Origin of the sequence: Pseudoalteromonas sp. APC 3495 (assembly GCF_030407645.1) — a bacterium.
GTDB lineage: Bacteria > Pseudomonadota > Gammaproteobacteria > Enterobacterales > Alteromonadaceae > Pseudoalteromonas > Pseudoalteromonas tetraodonis.
This window is the reverse complement of record NZ_JASDDA010000009.1, coordinates 87,214-104,018: the sequence shown is the minus strand read 5'-3', so window position 1 is coordinate 104,018 and position 16,805 is coordinate 87,214. Positions and strand designations below refer to the sequence as shown.

Sequence of the window (16,805 nt, the reverse complement as noted above, 5' to 3'; positions counted from 1 at the left end):
AAACTAATATATAAATAATGACAGCTGTTTAGTTAACTAATTGAAGGCTAAATATAATGTTTATAAACATTAAGTACTAACTTTTAAACCTTCGCTAAACTTTTATTGTTGGCTTGTACAATTGCAAATAGTAGACAACACTTTAATAACTTATTTGATGTGCCGGTGGGTTATGAAAGTCAGTAAATTTCACTTTACCAATTATTCAAATGCTTTGTTTTATGCTCTGTGTATCGCCTTGCTAGTGATTATTAATAGCGGTTTAAGTTTGGTTTTACAGCATCAAAACGAGCAAGTTGGTTTAAAGCTAGCGAAGCAATTGCAACAGCCATTGGCCAATGAAAAACAACTTATTGCAAATACGCCTTTTACGCTCGCCCCTAATAAAAACTCTATTTATATAGAAAAACAAAAACATTATTTTAGCGCTAACTCAAAAGGAATTTTGCTCTACTCATGGCCAGTTTGGTATAGCTATAGCTATTTGTTTTTAATAATAAACGCGGTTCTTTTGCTCGCTATGCTTTGTATTCGACGTTTTAAAAAGCCTAAAACAATAAAAAACAGCACAATGACCTCTAAACGTCAGCAGCACTTTAATAATAAGAAAGTACGTTATGCACCCAAAGTGAGTTCTTTACAGCTCGCTCCCATAGCGACAACTAATGTGCAGGAAGCAATTAAATATAATGTATTTGCACTTATTCAGTGTGAATGCCATTTTGATGCAAACACTGACTTACAAGCGACTCTTAAAGTCTTATTGGCAAAAGACTTTATTAATACGACTGAAATATCCGTTAAGTTATTAACTGCAGGCAATTTCGCTTTTACTCTCAAAGGGATTGATGCAATTGATAAACTCAATTGCGCTAAATATTTACATCAATGCATTGTAAGTGCCGCTCATGTATTGGCGCCAAGAACTGCACAGAGGCATGTAAAAGTAGGTTTATGTACTTATTATTCCGAGGCTGATCAGGTTATGGTGTATCAGTTGGCAAAGTCGGCACTTACTCTCTCGCAGCAAAATCGAGTTAAGCATTATCACCAATTAGCGTTAAATTATGGTCATGTCCAAAAGCTCGATAGACACTCAATATCACAACGAATTAAAAAGCAAAAATTAGCTATTTTATTTCAACCAGTATACGAGCTCGATAGCGGCGCTATTATTAAGCATTACGTATCAATTAAAAGTAATGACAGGGGAAATAAACAATTACTTAATCAAGAAAGTATCAGTCAATTTTATAGCGAAGGTGAGGCGCTGTTGCACGATCAAGCGGTAGTTATGCAAGTTAAAAAACTATTGCTTATAGATAAATCATCGTCAGTTATTAGTATTAAGTTACATCCTAAAAACTGGTTTAATAACGAGTTTTGGAGCTGGTTAACTGCTTATATCAATGACTTAAAAAACCAACATACACTGCAATTTTCTATAAATGAATCAGAATTCTTAAATAATCAATTACGTTTGCAAGGCGCTTTTGCAGCAATAGCGGCACTAAACTGCAATATTGTAATTAATGATGTGAGAAACAGTAAAAATATTTTTAAGTTTACGCTTAATAAACAAATATCAGGACTTAACTTAGCTTCTGAACTTGTCCATGGGATAGAGCGCAGTAATTCACAACAAAAATACGTTAGGGGGATTGTGCATATAAGTAGATTATTGAGCTTGTCAGTCTTTGCACTTGATGTAGAGACGCCTCAGGAGCTGCAACTTTTAAAAGTAATAGGCATTAGCGGCGCGCAAGGAGGATATTTTTCTAAATTACTCCCCAATTATACTCAAGTCGCATTTCACTAATGCTAAGCAATTAACAAGTTAAATATACTCTACACTAATTTGCGATATTTTAGCCCTTCTAAACCTTGCAACCCACCAGTATGTATTGCAATAATTTTGCTGTTAGGGGCAAAGTAATCATTATTGATGAGCTGCCAAAGTGCGTACATCATTTTACCACTGTAAATAGGCTCCAAGGGTAATTGATGTTGATGCTGCATGTGTTGGCAAAACTGCCATAACTCAGCTGTAAAACGACCATATCCACCACCGTGAAATTGCGTAAGTAGTTGCCAGTTATTTTGTGATTTTGCTTTAGGGCTAAGAGCGCGTATTTCGTCCCGCAGGTAGTCGGCTTGCTTTAAAACAGCAATCCCTAGTAGGTTGATTTTATTTGAGCTGCCCTCTATCAATCCAGCCAAGGTGCCGCCACTGCCAGTTGGACAGACTAAGTAGTCGTGCTCAGGTAAACTCTGAGCAAGCTCTTTACATCCCTCTATAGCAAACTCGTTAGTGCCTCCTTCAGGTAGAATGTATGCGTTTGGAAAGCGTGCCTGTAATGCGGCTAAATAGGCTTCATCATGTCGTTGTTTGTACTCTATACGATTGACTGCATGTAACTGCATACCACATTGCTGTGCAAATTTTAGAGTAGGATTATTTAGATCAAGCTGTGGGCCGCGCACAATTGCGTGGGTTGTTAAGTTAAACTCTTTACCAGCAGCGGCGCACGCATGAATGTGATTTGAAAAAGCACCACCAAATGTAAGTAATTCAGATTTACCCAGTTGTTGCATACGAACTAAATTGTATTTGAGCTTTCGCCATTTATTACCGCTGATAAGTGGATGCAATAAATCATCGCGCTTAATAGTTAAAGTTATTTTCTTGTCTGTTAGTAATTCACTGGTAATTGTTTGTAAATAGCTATGTTCATTAATACTGAATGGTATTGGCATTATCGCTCTTTTTCATTAGTTACATGATGAATGTGCTGTGTAATAGCGTTATTTTGACTCAGTTTTTATTACTTAAGCAAACTAAAAAATATGAATACGCGGCTAAATTGGCATCTTAATAGCGTAAAATGCAGATAAATCTCGGTGTTGTTAAATAAATTAGCTATTTAGTACAAATGAAACGGTTATTTACTGGCATGAAACGGGATAATAGTTGTAAACTGAGATAATAAATGAACAAAGCTTGTGTTTTGTGCTTCAAGTACATAGCATAAGGTTTTATTATAAAAAATAATAATAACCAAATAATTGCCGCTTTTTTGGGACTGGAATATATGCGAATTGCTCCTTTATCTCTGTTAATTTCTGCTAGCTTTTTTGCAAGCACAGTATTTGCACAAGATACAACTACTGTAAACAGAATTGAATCAGAGATTAATACGAAACAAACAGAATACACTCGTTCAACGACGATGCTCGACAAATATTTAAAAGAAGAGAACCAACTTCAAACACAACTTGAATTGCTGAGAACGCGTTCCACACAGCTTGATAAAGAAAAAAACCAAGCGTTGGAGGCGATGAATGATATGTATCGGCGTTTAATTGATAATCCGTCGCTAGACATTACCTCTGCACAATCGCGTTATCAAAAAGCCGTTGTTGATCAAGAACAAAATAAAAATGATATTTCTATGCAATTGGCGGCAATTGCATCCCATCTAAAAGATATTGAGCAAATTCGCGCTGATAAACATGCACTTCAAAACACGATTGAAAGCTTAAAAGTGCAATATACTACGGCGCGTGTAGAGCGATTACGCAATGAATTTACCCGAGAGGGTACGCTTGAAGTTGACCATACCATTAACTGTAAGCGCACTGAAACACTGGCGGCATGTGAGCAGAGCGGTCAGCAAATAGGGCTGAAAAAGGCAACTAAACGTTTTTTAGATCAAATATTTGAAAATCTTACAGAAAAACGTCTTGTTGAACCTAAGCGAGACATGGCTGGGGCACAAGTACAAATTTTAAGTAGTCACGTGATTAAGAGCGCATTTAGCGGGCAAGGTGATTACAACGTCAATTTAAGCGTTACTATGCGCGGAGATGTAAACAGCAGTCGTTTATGTCACTTACTTAGTGTGAATAATAGTTTTTGTTTAGAGTATGGTACCCCGCTGGCAAATACTTATCAGCCAGCTTATAGCACTACTTTCTCTGATAGTCAGTTAACATTCAGCGATAATGGGGATAATAAAGCCGCTGCCGTTGTCGCTAAAACAGTTAATAAAAAGCCTAAAGTGGTCGCTGAGAACAAGAAAGATCAATTAGTTCAGTTAACCTTACGCTCTAATGTACACGGCGATGAAGTATTTATTAATGATATTCGAGTAGGTTCTACTCGTTTGGTGACGAACTTACCACGTGGTTTGCATAAATTAGAAATACGCAAAGAGGGTTACATCCCTTATAAAGCGCGAATTGACTTAAAGAAAACGCGAACGCTTTTTGCTCAGTTGGAAAAAAAGTCAGAGTCGATTGCTGCACCGACTAAAAAGCGAGAGCAAATAATACAAGCAGATTGCCCAAAAGGAATGGAAGTTGATACACGCCCACCTATGGTGGACCCATCAGCAGTGATGATCCCCGTTGGCAAATTTAAAATGGGTGATATAAACGGCAATGGGCTTGAAAATGAACGCCCCGTGGTTGAAAAAACGATTAGTGAATCTTTTGCTATGCAGAGCAAAGAAGTGACTGTTGGCGCATTTGAAGCGTTTGTAAACGAAACGCAATATAAAACCGAAGCTGAAAAAGGCAAAGGTTGCGCATATTACCTCAACGGCGAACCTGTTTGGGAAGCAAGCTTAAATTGGCGTGCTCCAGGATTTGAGCAAACCAATGAGTTTCCTGCTGTGTGTTTGACAAAAAATGATGCTATTGCTTACGCTGAATGGTTTTCTGATAAAACAGCGCAAACGTATCGTTTACCTACTGAGGTTGAGTGGGAATATGCGGCGCGTGCAGGCACTGAGACAGAGTACCCATGGGGTAACGAAATTGGTAAAAACCTAGCTAACTGTGGTTGGTGTGGTAGCGAGTGGTCGAATAAACGCACGGCTCCCGTTGGATCTTTTTCTGCAAATGCATTTGGCTTATACGATACTGTAGGCAATGTATGGGAATGGACTAGTAGCACAGGGAATAAAAAAGATGCCGTTGTTCGCGGAGGTGCATGGAATTTTGCCCCTAGCCTTGCTCGTGCATCAACGCGTTTAATTTTAGCGCCAGATTTTAGAGCTAATTATATTGGCTTTCGCTTAATGAGCGAACGATAATATTTAATGGGGAAGCGGTGCTTCCTCTTTTTAATGATTACAAAGACGGCTGCGCTTTACATTGCTCATTGTGTTGAGAATGTTAAAGTAAGCGCAACTACAATAAGAACGAATTTCAAAGGTCATCCAGCCTCATGTTTAAAAAACTCCGTGGTATTTTTTCAAACGATCTATCGATCGATTTAGGTACAGCCAACACACTAATTTATGTAAAAGAAGAAGGTATTGTATTAAACGAACCTTCAGTTGTTGCTATTCGTCAAGAGCGTGCTGGTGGACCTAAAAGTGTTGCATCTGTAGGTACAGAAGCTAAGCAAATGTTGGGCCGTACGCCTGGTAATATTAAAGCTATACGTCCAATGAAAGACGGTGTGATTGCTGATTTTTATGTTACTGAAAAAATGTTACAGCACTTCATCAAACAAGTGCACAATAATAATTTTATGCGCCCAAGCCCACGCGTGCTTATTTGTGTTCCTTGTGGAGCCACCCAAGTTGAAAAGCGTGCAATTCGTGAATCAGCGATGGGTGCAGGTGCTCGCGAAGTCTACTTAATCGAAGAGCCAATGGCAGCTGCAATTGGTGCCGGTTTACCGGTGTCTGAAGCAACGGGTTCTATGGTGGTTGATATTGGTGGCGGTACAACAGAAGTCGCTATTATTTCACTTAATGGTGTTGTGTATTCATCTTCAGTACGCATTGGTGGTGATAAGTTCGATGAAGCCATTATTAATTATGTGCGTCGTAACTTTGGTAGCTTAATCGGTGAAGCCACCGCTGAGAATATTAAACACCAAATTGGATCGGCATTTAAAACAGACGAACCAGTAGAGATAGAAGTGCGTGGTCGTAACCTTGCAGAAGGCGTTCCTCGTTCGTTTACGCTTAACTCGCATGAAATCTTAGAAGCATTACAAGAGCCACTAATGGGAATTGTAAGCGCTGTCATGGTGGCGCTTGAGCAGTCTCCACCTGAGCTGGCATCTGATATTTCAGCGCATGGTATGGTGTTAACTGGCGGCGGCGCATTACTTAAGGATTTAGATCGCCTGCTAATGGAAGAAACGGGCATTCCAGTGGTTGTTGCTGATGATCCACTTACGTGTGTTGCACGTGGCGGCGGCAAGGCACTTGAGATGATTGATGTGCACGGTGGTGACGTTTTTAGTTACGATTAATGAAATCAATGTTTGAAAAAACGGTTTCTTTGCAACTGCGACTTTTTGTCGCAGTGCTTTTGAGTATCGTATTGATCCTTGGAGACAAGTACACGCAAGGTGGCGAGAACATTCGTACTAGTTTGAATACGTTGGTCAGTCCACTTATTTATGTTGCTAACCTACCTTACGAAGTATTTAGCTTTAGCGCCAAAAGTTTGCATACCCGTGAGCAGTTACTAACCGAAAACGAAGCACTCAAAAAGAAGCAAGTATTGCAAAGTGAGCAAATCCAGCAGTATGAGTTTTTAGCAAAAGAGAATCAAAAACTTCGTGCATTACTTGGCTCTTCCTCTAAACACACCAATCGTAAAATTATTGCTCAAGTACTTTCTGTTCATTCAAATCCTTATAGTCACCAAGTGGTGATAAATCGGGGAACCACCGATGGTTTAAGCGAAAGCCAAGCGGTGATTGATGATATGGGGTTAGTCGGGCAGTTGACTAAAGTTGGTTCAACAACCTCGCGGGTGCTGTTAATTACAGATACCACCCATGCAACACCGGTGCGTATATTACGAAACGATGTGCGCACAGTGGTTGAAGGTATCGGTAAAATTAACGTGCTAAAGCTATCACATGTGCCGCATAGCTTAGATGTTCGTATTGGTGATGTGCTGGTGACCTCTGGCCTAGGTGGTACCTTTCCTGAAGGTTATCCGGTTGCTGTGATCACCGAAATAACTCGTGATGAAGGCCAACCTTTTGCGCAAGTATTTGCTGAGCCGATAGCTCAATTAGATCGAATTCGGTTATTAGTGGTGTTATGGCTAAATCAGCAGGAGTTGATGGGTGATGATTAACCGTCATATGCTCTTAATCGCATTAAGTATTTTCTTTGCATTAGTAATGGCGCTAATGCCGTTACCTTTTTCACTTGAACCATTTCGTCCTGATTGGGTGCTGTTGGTGCTTATGTACTGGTCTTTGGCTTTACCGCATCGACTAAATATAGGGACTGCTTGGGTTGTTGGGTTATTAATTGACTTAGCAACAGGCTCCTCATTGGGTGTTAATTCCTTAACTTATTCAGTGTGTATTTTTGTTACTGCAAGTAACTTCCAAAAAATTCGCAATTTTTCATTGTGGCAACAAAGCCTACTTATAGGCTTGTTCTTAACGCTTTACCACTTAATGCAGTTTTGGTTAAATCACTTTTTACTTGGCGTTTATTTTAGCCCACATTACTTATGGCCTGTATTAACAGGCATGTTGAGCTGGATATGGGTATTTTTATTACTTCGAAAATACCGTAGACATTTTAGGATCAGATAATGACTTGCGCAGTATATTTAGCCTCCGCGTCTCCCCGTCGTAAAGAGCTTCTAACCCAATTGGGTATTGAATTTTCACAGTTTAGTGTTGATGCCGATGAAAGCCAGTTTGTTAATGAGCGCCCGCATGACTATGTAGAGCGTTTAGCGCGTTTAAAGGCGCAAATGGGCGTAGAGCAAGGTTATACTGACCGGCCAGTGCTAGGTAGTGATACTGTGGTGGTGATGGATAACCAATCATTATGTAAGCCTCGAGATAAAGACGATTTTACTCAAACCTTAAAGCGCTTATCAGGGAACACGCACCAAGTGTTAACTGCCATCGCTTTTGCTACATCAGATAAAGTACTCAGTTGTGTGGTCAGTACAGATGTCACCTTTAAAACGCTCAGTGATGAAGAAATACATGCTTATTGGCAAACGGGCGAGCCTCAAGATAAAGCCGGTGGTTACGGTATCCAAGGGGTAGGTGGGCGCTTTGTAACGCATATTTCGGGTAGCTATTTTGCCGTTGTCGGCTTACCTTTATATGAGACAGAACAATTATTAAATACATTCTTAAGAGGGTAGCATGAGTACAGAACTACTGATCAATGTCACGCCAAGTGAAAGTCGCGTTGCCCTAATCGAAAACGGTGTATTACAAGAAATTCAGCTAGAACGTATTGGTAACTTAGGTATCGTGGGTAATATTTACTTAGGTAAAATAAGCCGCGTGTTACCAGGTATGCAAGCCGCTTTTGTTGATATAGGCCTAGAGAAAGCCGCCTTTTTACACGCTTCAGATATCGTTAATAGTGCCTCTATTGTTGAGGGCGTTGACGACGAGCCGATTAAAAAAGTCCAAGATATTCGTGAACTGGTTCGCCAAGGTCAGTACATTATGGTGCAAGTGGTTAAAGACCCTTTGGGTAGCAAAGGGGCACGTTTAACCACTGATATCACGATACCTTCACGGTATTTAGTGTTTATGCCTGATGCGACACATGTTGGGGTGAGTCAGCGTATCGAAACGGAAGAAGAGCGTGCAAGGCTGAAAAAAATTGTAGCCGAATACGGCGATGAAAACGGTAGTTTTATTGTCAGAACAGCTGCTGAAGGCGCAAGTGAAGCGGAGCTGAGACACGATGCAGCTTTTTTAAAAAAGCTCTGGGATAAAATTGTCTCTAGACGCAGAAAAACAAGCAAAGCCAGTATCTTGCATGAAGATCTTACACTTGCCTTTAGAACGTTACGTGATTACGTTGGTGAAGATATGGAGCGCATCCGTGTTGACTCTAAGCTTACCTACCAAGAGCTTAAGCTGTTTACTGAAGAGTTTGTGCCTTTGTTATCACAAGTGCTTGAGTATTACCCAGGTGAGCGCCCCATTTTTGATTTATTTGATGTAGAAAGTGAAATTCAAAAAGCACTGCATCGTAAAGTTACTTTAAAATCGGGTGGTTATTTGATCATAGATCAAACTGAAGCGATGACCACTGTTGATGTAAATACAGGCGCTTTTGTTGGTCACCGTAACCTTGAAGAAACTATTTTTAATACCAACGTAGAAGCAACCTCTGCTATTGCTCGTCAACTAAGGCTGCGCAATTTGGGCGGTATTATTATTATCGACTTTATTGATATGGTAAGCGATGAGCATAAACGCCGTGTAATGCACTCATTAGAATCTGCACTCGATAAAGATCGTGCCAAATCTAATATCAATGGTTTGTCGGCATTAGGCTTAGTTGAAATGACCCGCAAACGTACCCGCGAAAGCCTAGAACATGTATTGTGTGATGTATGCCCAGCATGTTCAGGGCGAGGCTCACAAAAAACAGTTGAGACAGTCTGCTATGAAATTCTTCGTGAAATAGTACGTGTTAATCGCGCTTACGATGCAGATAAGTTTGTAGTGTATGCTTCGCCTGCAGTTTGTGAAGCGCTATTAAATGATGAGTATCATAACCTCGCCGAATTAGAACTATTTATTGGAAAGCAGGTCAATATTCAAACTGAAAGTTTATACAGCCAAGAGCAGTTTGATGTGGTAATGATGTAATGAAATTTAAAGCGGCCTGTTTTTATTGTGTGCGAAAATTATGGCAAATAAGTGCTGTAATTTTAGTACTACTGGCCGTGATTGTTTCTATTTTAAAATACACCTTACCCTACGCAAACGATTATAAAGGAGATATAGAAAGCTACCTTGATGATAAGTTTGATATTAGTTTATCTATAGGTGCTATATCAGCAAGTTGGCAAGGCAGTGGTCCCGCTTTAGTACTCGAAGAATTATCATTTAAAGACAACCAAACAGCCCCTATCTCTTTAACCATAGCTAAAACCAGTTTAGAGCTAAACCTTTGGGAAAGTTTAAAGTCGCTGCAGCTTAAATCAAATTACTTTGTGATCAATGGCTTTCATACCAAGGTTAATGTCGCTAATTTATTTGCTGGTAATCAAGATGAAGTTTCATTTGAGCAAAAAGAACTAATAGAAGGACTGTTTTTAGGCGAAACCGGTCACTTTGCAATAGAAAACTCCAGCATCAGCTTTGTACTAGAAGATAACAAAGAACGTAAACTATTATTAGAAAACATTGTATGGCAAAACCAAGATAAACAGCATCTTGGTAGCGGTAGCCTAGCGTTACCGGGAATTTCTGTGGGTAATTTTGATGCCCGTATTGCGCTCAAAGGTGAAACCTTAGAGCAAATGGTGGGCGATTTATATGTGCAGGCTAATCAGGTTGATGTGTCAAATTGGTTGGCCCAGTATATAAATACTCAAAAGCAGCAACTGCATAGTGATTTAAACTTACAAGCATGGCTTAGGCTAGAGCAAGGCTTAGTAAGTGACGTAAAAGTACAGTGGTTACCGAGTGCGGTAAATTGGCAACTCAATGATCAAACACAAAAGGTCAGCCTAAGTGAAGGGGGATTTCATTTATACCCTGAGCAAAATAGCTGGCGGTTAAAAAGTACCGGCTTAGCGTTTAGTACCAACGAAATAACGTGGCCTAGCCTCGAATTTGAAGCTTTATTAGGCAAGCAAAATAAAATATGGCTGCAGCAACTCGATTTAGCCCTATTAAATGATTTAGCAGAATTAACTAATTTTACTGATTTAACTCCTTTTTTAGCTCGCCAACCCAGTGGTGAAATAAAAAACGCGTATCTAGAGTTTGCCGATGCAAAGCAATGGCAGTTGTGGTTTGAAGCCGATGAAATTAGCTGGAAAGAAAAAAACGCCGTACCCGCCGCTCAATCCTTAAGGGTTGATGGATTGGTTAATCAGCAATATGGCCGGATCACTATTTTTGGTGAAAACAGCCACTTAATTACAGGTGCTAGTTTTAGTAATAATATTGACTATAACCAGCTAAACATTGAATTAGATTTAGCTAAGCGCTCAGGCGATTGGCATATTAGTAGTGATAACCTGTGGTTTGATAACAATGAAGTGACCTTAAGTGCACAGATGAAATTAAGTTTAGGTAAGACGCCTCGCTTAGATTTATATGCCGAAGCATTTGCCCCCGATGCCAGTATTGCCGGTCATTATTTTCCTTTAACGTTAATGAGCCCTGAGTTAGTTAGTTATTTAAATGGCGCAATAAAATCAGGTGAAGTAACAAATGCCCAGGTGTTATTTTCTGGTCCATTATCAGGCTTTCCATTTGACGATGGTTCTGGGCAGTTTGATGTTTTAGCGCAAATAGATAATGCTACCTATCAATTCGATCCGGCTTGGCAAGCAGTCACAAATGCCAGTGTAAAGCTGCATTTTGCAAATGAGCGAATGGATATTTATAGCCAGCAAGGCCAACTGGTAAACCTTGACGTTGGCAGTAGTGTACATGTGAGTATTGATGACTTAATGGGCGATGCGCCATTGGTGGTTAGTATTGATAAGCAAGCTGAGCTTGAAAAAATGCACGATTTTTTTGTCGCCACGCCTTTAGCAAATCCATTAGCTGATATTTTTAATGTTGTGCAAGGACAGGGGCTTGCCAGCGCAAACATTGAATTGCTAATCGGTTCACAATTTGAGGGCGGAGCGAGTGTAACTGGTAAGGTTAATTTACTCGACTCACCTCTTTATATTTCTGCTCCCGGTATTTCGCTTGAGCATTTAAAGGGTGAACTTAGCTTTAATAATCAACAAATAAACCTCACCGATGCTACGGCTACATGGCTTGGTATGCCATTAACGATTAACTACACTAGTGACGCAAACGCAGAGGATTATCGCGCTAATATAAATATAAATGCTCAGCTTGATGCGCAAACACTCATAAACCATGGTCAAGGTATTTTAGATGGTTACTTAAGCGGGCAAAGTGACGTTGATATTGCTTTAGAGCTTAATTTTACCGAGCAAGGGTTTAACTATCGTGCCGAAGTTGAATCGCCACTTATTGGCTTAAATAGTTCCTTGCCAGGAGTATATACAAAAAGCAGTGAGCAAATTTGGCCTCTGAGTGCGGTTATTCAAGGTGATGATATCTCTAATCTGATCACTGCAAATATTAATGAGTTATTTTATTTCAATGCCATTCTAGACAATACTCAATCGCAGTTTACCAACGCTCATTTTATTATCGGTGAAAAAGATTTAGGGCTTAACTCACAAAATTTAGCGGTGAGTATTAATTTAACGCAAAGTGAGTTATTACCTTGGGTTGATTTAATTGATCAAATTATTAATGTAGCTAAAGCGCAGTCTGACAGTGCCTCGACGGGCGTGATGCCGCCTTTACATGAAGTGGTTGCGAATATTAACTCTTTTAACGTGAGTGGCATGCAGTTTAATGATTTTGATATGCGTTTATCGCCCCTAAATAATAATTTGCAATTAAAGCTCAATGCCAAAGAGTTAAGAGCCGAAGTATTTATACCTAGCGGGCAATCAAGTCAGCCGATTCGAATTAATAGCGATTATTTAAGGCTTAATTTTTTAGATACAGAATCAGAGCAACCGAGCGAAAAATCAACCCCTGAACAACTTGCATGGCTTACAAAATTACCGGCTATTGAATTTGAATGTGCCGATTGTAAAGTAAGTCATTATCAGCTTGATAAGGTAAGCGCCTCATTGTTAGGCGATGGTAAAAAGCTGCTTATTTCTGAGCTAGTGGTTGATAAGGGCGACCATATATTACGGACTAAAGGGCAATGGCAGAATGGCCTAACGGCGATGAGCGGTGAACTTAAAAGTAATGATATTGGCGCCTTATTTAATGAGTTTGATATTACCACCACTATTAAAGACTCAAACGCCAATCTAAATTATCAGCTAAATTGGCAAGCGGCACCTTATGATTTAGACATTGCCAGTTTAGATGGTGAAATTAGCTGGGATTTAGGCGAAGGCCATTTAACTGAAATCAGTGATGGAGGTGCACGCGTATTCTCATTACTGAGCCTTGATTCATTAGTGCGTAAGCTAAAGCTTGATTTTAGAGATGTATTTTCTAAAGGTTTTTTTTATAACAGCATGCAAGGCACCATGCAGATAGATAAAGGCATTGCCTATACCCAAGATACTAAAATGGATGGGGTACCTGCCGATCTCTCTATAAAAGGGTATGCAAATTTAAATACTCTCGAAATTGACTACGACTTAGCCGTGGCACCACAAGTAACCTCGAGCATTCCGGTGATTGTGGCTTGGATGGTTAATCCAGTAACGGGGCTTGCAGCTTTAGCAATTGATAAAGTGATTCATTCTGCCCGAGTGATCTCAGAGATCAACTTTAAAGTAACAGGCAAAATGAACGATCCTCAGGTACAAGAGTTAGATCGTAAGAGTCGAGAGGTGACTTTACCGCAAGCAGCACAAAACCAGCCACAAGCATCCTCAGAGTTAAAACTTAAAGATGCCGAGGTTAGCGCCACACAATGAATAAACAACACATAAACTCATCTCCTGCGATTATCGCATTGCAAATGTGCTCAGGCTTAAACCCTGATGATAATATTGCAAAATTAAAACAGGCATTACAAACCTTACCGACAGCTCGTCCGCTGCTAGTGTGTTTACCAGAAGCATTTTTAGTGTTTAGTAAACACGCAGGTGATACGTTGTTAGTGTCACAGCGCATTGAACAGTACAAACAGCAACTCAGTGAATTGTGCCGTAAACACAACATTTGGTTAAACGCTGGCACGTTACCAGAGCCATATAACCAGCATAAGTATTACGCCGCCTCTCATTTATTTAATAATCAAGGCGATATTGTTGCAAGCTATAACAAAATACATTTATTTGATGTTGAGGTAGATGACCAGACCGGCAGCTACCGAGAATCCGATTTTACTCAAGCCGGCGATGAGGTTGTGGTTGTTGATTCGCCCTTTGGTAAAATTGGTTTAACAGTATGTTATGATTTGCGTTTTGCTGGTTTATTTAATGCCTTAGTTCGCAAAGGCGCCGAAATTATATTAGTACCCAGTGCGTTTACTGTTCCAACAGGTAAAGCGCATTGGCAGCCGCTACTTGCAGCGCGAGCTATAGAAACGCAATGTTATGTTATTGCTGCAGCGCAATATGGAACGCATGAAAACGGTAGGCAAACTTATGGTCACAGCCTCATGTTATCGCCTTGGGGTGAAACATTAAGTGAAAAATCAACAGGGCTTGGTTTTATTAGTTGCACCGTAGATTTAAACCAGTTACACAAAATTAGACGAGATATGCCGTTGCAATCTCACCAACGATTTAGAGAGCCATTATTATGAATTCGGTTGAACAGCATTTATTACACGACAGCCAGCTAAATCGAGAAGAACTCGAAAAAACATTAGCTTATATTCACCAGCACAAAGTTGATTATGCCGATCTTTATTTTCAATCGAGCCATCATGAGTCTTGGGTATTAGAAGACGGCTTAGTAAAAGAAGGCTCTTATAACGTTGAGCGTGGTGTGGGTGTGCGGGCTGTAAGCGGTGAAAAAACCGGTTTCTCGTATTCAGACGCAATTAATCTTGAAGCGTTAAACAAAGCAGCCACCGCTGCTCGTAGTATTGCCGATGCCGGTGAAGATAAAGCGGTTAAAGTATTTAGTGACGTGGCTGCAAAGCAGCAGTTTGCACCGCATCAACCAATTTCTAGTATGAGCGATACCGATAAAGTTAATTTGTTACGTGAGCTTGAAAATTATATTCGCGAATTAGCCCCTGATGCTGAGCAAGTTATTAGCTCAATGTCTGCGGTATACGAAGAAGTATTAATTGCAGCCAGCGATGGCACCTTTGCTACCGATATTCGCCCACTGATCCGTTTAAACTGCTCTGTATTGCTAGAGAAGAATGGTCGTCGTGAACGTGGCGGTGCTGGTGGCGGTGCGCGCCTAGATTATGGTTACTTTAAAGAGCTGGTAGATGGTAAGCCGCGTTGGATGGGTTTTGCAGAAGAAGCCATTCGTCAAGCTAAAGTAAACTTAGAAGCTATTGATGCCCCAGCGGGTACTATGGAAGTGGTATTAGGTAATGGCTGGCCAGGCGTGTTGTTGCACGAGGCCGTAGGTCATGGCCTAGAGGGAGACTTTAACCGTAAAGGCGCGTCTGCGTTTAGCGGTAAAGTAGGTCAAAAAGTTGCTTCAGAGCTATGTACTGTGGTTGATGATGGCACTATGGCCGATCGCCGTGGTTCACTTAATGTCGATGATGAAGGCACGCCTGCAGCCTATAACGTACTTATCGAAAACGGTATTTTAAAAGGCTATATGCAAGATAAAATGAACGCGCGTTTAATGGGGGTAAACCCAACAGGTAATGCTCGTCGGGAATCATACGCGCATTTACCTATGCCACGTATGACCAACACTTACATGTTAGGCGGCGAGCATAGCCAAGCTGATATTATCAGCACGGTTAAAAAAGGCGTGTTTGCTCCCAATTTTGGTGGCGGCCAAGTGGATATCACCTCGGGTAAGTTTGTATTTAGTGCCTCAGAAGCGTATTTAATTGAAAATGGTAAAATCACCCAGCCAATTAAAGGTGCTACCTTAATTGGTAATGGCCCTGAGGTTATGCAACAAATCTCTATGGTAGGTAATGATTTAGCACTTGATAAAGGCGTCGGTGTTTGTGGTAAAGACGGTCAAAGTGTACCAGTAGGCGTAGGCCAGCCAAGTTTGAAAATTGATCAGTTAACGGTAGGTGGTACTGCTTAACTTAATAACTGTAAAACGCTATAAATAAAACCTTGAAAGTGCATGCTTTCAAGGTTTTTTATTCTAAATTTCAGGTTTATTAGAATAGCTTGTTACATTTTTATTATTCACTTTACCTTTATCTCGCCCTAGAATAGGTACTTAGTTGAGTTTGGCTATTTTAGGAAAAATAATGTCTAGTCGTTACTTGTTTTTACTGTTTTTCATATTGCTATCAGGATGCTCTTCTTTGTCTCAGGATGAATGTATACAGGCCAATTGGACAAATCTAGGCTTTAGTCATGGTGAGCAAGGGTATACATTTGAACATGGCAGAGAAATCATATCTGCTTGTAGTGAATTTGGCATCACTGCAAAATTAGATGATTATCAAGCTGGTTACAAACAGGGGCTCGCAGCCTTTTGTGAGCCTGAAAATGGCTTTACCCTAGGTTTACGAGGCGATGCGTATAACGGGATTTGTAATGACACACAGTTTAGAAAAGCATGGCAAGAAGGTAATGAGCGTTATCAATTTGAAGCAAGGAAAGCCGAGATAGATGATCGACTTAATAATATTAATTGGCGGCTGCAATCTATTAGTGATGAATTAACGAGTGATAAACCGTCAAGTAGCCAAAGTAAAGAGTTACGCCGAGAGCGAGAACAGTTGGAGAGAGAGCGTCGTGATTTAAGAAAAGAAAAAGCACTTCTGCCATTACTCAACAAGCTTCCATCATGGCATTTTGAGTACGAACTATAATTTATAACGTGTTCTTTTAAGGTGATTAATATGAAAGTAATGTCAATTTTAATAACATTTCTGATCCTCAGTGGGTGTGCGTCAAAAGAAATGCCAGAGGGTTATGGAGATGAAGTATTTGCAGAGCATGAGTGCTTAGGTGGTGAAGTTGAAACAGACTATAGCTACACAATTTTTAGTTCTGACGAAGATGAAAGCAATAAGAGCACGGTGAAGTCGACTTGTCATCCAGTGAAAACGCAGTCTGAACTTGAACGAGATATAAGAACGGGTGGTTGATAGAACAAAATAAAAACCCACTATAGAGTG

Annotated in this window: 13 protein-coding genes; 12 read left to right on the top strand and 1 reads right to left on the bottom strand. The window is 40.1% G+C overall.

The genetic code is table 11. The features are described from left to right. The first annotated feature begins 172 nt into the window (after positions 1 to 172). Positions 173 to 1,819, top strand: coding sequence for an EAL domain-containing protein (locus QL984_RS05925; protein WP_013463918.1), 1,647 nt, complete (start codon positions 173 to 175; stop codon positions 1,817 to 1,819). Between the two features lie 29 nt (positions 1,820 to 1,848). Here QL984_RS05925 and QL984_RS05920 read toward each other — a convergent pair whose 3' ends face one another. Further along, a complete protein-coding gene (locus tag QL984_RS05920; protein ID WP_013463919.1) occupies positions 1,849 to 2,757 on the bottom strand; it encodes a pyridoxal-phosphate dependent enzyme in 909 nt (302 codons plus the stop codon). Between the two features lie 335 nt (positions 2,758 to 3,092). Between QL984_RS05920 and QL984_RS05915 the strand changes: the two genes are divergently transcribed. The 11 genes from QL984_RS05915 to QL984_RS05865 all read left to right on the top strand — a co-directional run bounded on the left by QL984_RS05915 (position 3,093) and on the right by QL984_RS05865 (position 16,775). Beyond that, entirely contained in the window at positions 3,093 to 5,099 is a 2,007-nt protein-coding gene (locus QL984_RS05915; protein ID WP_013463920.1) for a formylglycine-generating enzyme family protein, read from the top strand. A 134-nt stretch (positions 5,100 to 5,233) separates the two neighbouring features. Beyond that, positions 5,234 to 6,277 (top strand): rod shape-determining protein, encoded by a 1,044-nt coding sequence (locus QL984_RS05910; protein WP_013463921.1) that lies wholly within the window; start codon positions 5,234 to 5,236, stop codon positions 6,275 to 6,277. Further along, positions 6,277 to 7,119, top strand: a complete 843-nt coding sequence (mreC, locus tag QL984_RS05905) for a rod shape-determining protein MreC (protein WP_016900309.1) — start codon at positions 6,277 to 6,279, stop codon at positions 7,117 to 7,119. Before QL984_RS05910 ends, mreC begins: the two co-directional genes overlap by 1 nt. Then, complete coding sequence (gene mreD / locus QL984_RS05900) at positions 7,112 to 7,591, top strand: rod shape-determining protein MreD (protein ID WP_016900308.1); 480 nt, start codon at positions 7,112 to 7,114, stop codon at positions 7,589 to 7,591. Before mreC ends, mreD begins: the two co-directional genes overlap by 8 nt. After that, positions 7,591 to 8,160 carry a Maf family protein gene (locus QL984_RS05895; RefSeq protein ID WP_013463924.1) on the top strand — a complete coding sequence of 190 codons (570 nt, stop codon included), beginning with the start codon at positions 7,591 to 7,593 and terminating at the stop codon, positions 8,158 to 8,160. Before mreD ends, QL984_RS05895 begins: the two co-directional genes overlap by 1 nt. 1 nt (position 8,161) lies before the next feature. Beyond that, positions 8,162 to 9,634: a ribonuclease G gene (rng, locus tag QL984_RS05890; protein ID WP_013463925.1), complete on the top strand. Its 1,473-nt coding sequence runs from the start codon at positions 8,162 to 8,164 to the stop codon at positions 9,632 to 9,634. Continuing rightward, positions 9,634 to 13,482 (top strand): YhdP family protein, encoded by a 3,849-nt coding sequence (locus tag QL984_RS05885; protein WP_036955781.1) that lies wholly within the window; start codon positions 9,634 to 9,636, stop codon positions 13,480 to 13,482. The genes rng and QL984_RS05885 overlap by 1 nt, the downstream gene beginning before the upstream one ends. After that, complete coding sequence (locus QL984_RS05880) at positions 13,479 to 14,318, top strand: carbon-nitrogen hydrolase family protein (protein ID WP_036955783.1); 840 nt, start codon at positions 13,479 to 13,481, stop codon at positions 14,316 to 14,318. Before QL984_RS05885 ends, QL984_RS05880 begins: the two co-directional genes overlap by 4 nt. Next, a complete protein-coding gene (gene tldD / locus QL984_RS05875; RefSeq protein ID WP_036955786.1) occupies positions 14,315 to 15,754 on the top strand; it encodes a metalloprotease TldD in 1,440 nt (479 codons plus the stop codon). The genes QL984_RS05880 and tldD overlap by 4 nt, the downstream gene beginning before the upstream one ends. 172 nt (positions 15,755 to 15,926) lie before the next feature. After that, entirely contained in the window at positions 15,927 to 16,496 is a 570-nt protein-coding gene (locus tag QL984_RS05870) for a DUF2799 domain-containing protein (RefSeq protein ID WP_081844594.1), read from the top strand. A 30-nt stretch (positions 16,497 to 16,526) separates the two neighbouring features. After that, complete coding sequence (locus QL984_RS05865; RefSeq protein ID WP_231485782.1) at positions 16,527 to 16,775, top strand: hypothetical protein; 249 nt, start codon at positions 16,527 to 16,529, stop codon at positions 16,773 to 16,775. Positions 16,776 to 16,805: the final 30 nt, after the last annotated feature.

Bases quoted from the DNA above. Each gene is read 5' to 3' on its own strand.
- QL984_RS05925 (WP_013463918.1), top strand. From the start codon at position 173: ATGAAAGTCAGTAAATTTCACTTTACCAATTATTCAAATGCTTTGTTT.
- QL984_RS05920 (WP_013463919.1), bottom strand. From the start codon at position 2,757: ATGCCAATACCATTCAGTATTAATGAACATAGCTATTTACAAACAATT.
- QL984_RS05915 (WP_013463920.1), top strand. From the start codon at position 3,093: ATGCGAATTGCTCCTTTATCTCTGTTAATTTCTGCTAGCTTTTTTGCA.
- QL984_RS05910 (WP_013463921.1), top strand. From the start codon at position 5,234: ATGTTTAAAAAACTCCGTGGTATTTTTTCAAACGATCTATCGATCGAT.
- mreC (WP_016900309.1), top strand. From the start codon at position 6,277: ATGAAATCAATGTTTGAAAAAACGGTTTCTTTGCAACTGCGACTTTTT.
- mreD (WP_016900308.1), top strand. From the start codon at position 7,112: ATGATTAACCGTCATATGCTCTTAATCGCATTAAGTATTTTCTTTGCA.
- QL984_RS05895 (WP_013463924.1), top strand. From the start codon at position 7,591: ATGACTTGCGCAGTATATTTAGCCTCCGCGTCTCCCCGTCGTAAAGAG.
- rng (WP_013463925.1), top strand. From the start codon at position 8,162: ATGAGTACAGAACTACTGATCAATGTCACGCCAAGTGAAAGTCGCGTT.
- QL984_RS05885 (WP_036955781.1), top strand. From the start codon at position 9,634: ATGAAATTTAAAGCGGCCTGTTTTTATTGTGTGCGAAAATTATGGCAA.
- QL984_RS05880 (WP_036955783.1), top strand. From the start codon at position 13,479: ATGAATAAACAACACATAAACTCATCTCCTGCGATTATCGCATTGCAA.
- tldD (WP_036955786.1), top strand. From the start codon at position 14,315: ATGAATTCGGTTGAACAGCATTTATTACACGACAGCCAGCTAAATCGA.
- QL984_RS05870 (WP_081844594.1), top strand. From the start codon at position 15,927: ATGTCTAGTCGTTACTTGTTTTTACTGTTTTTCATATTGCTATCAGGA.
- QL984_RS05865 (WP_231485782.1), top strand. From the start codon at position 16,527: ATGAAAGTAATGTCAATTTTAATAACATTTCTGATCCTCAGTGGGTGT.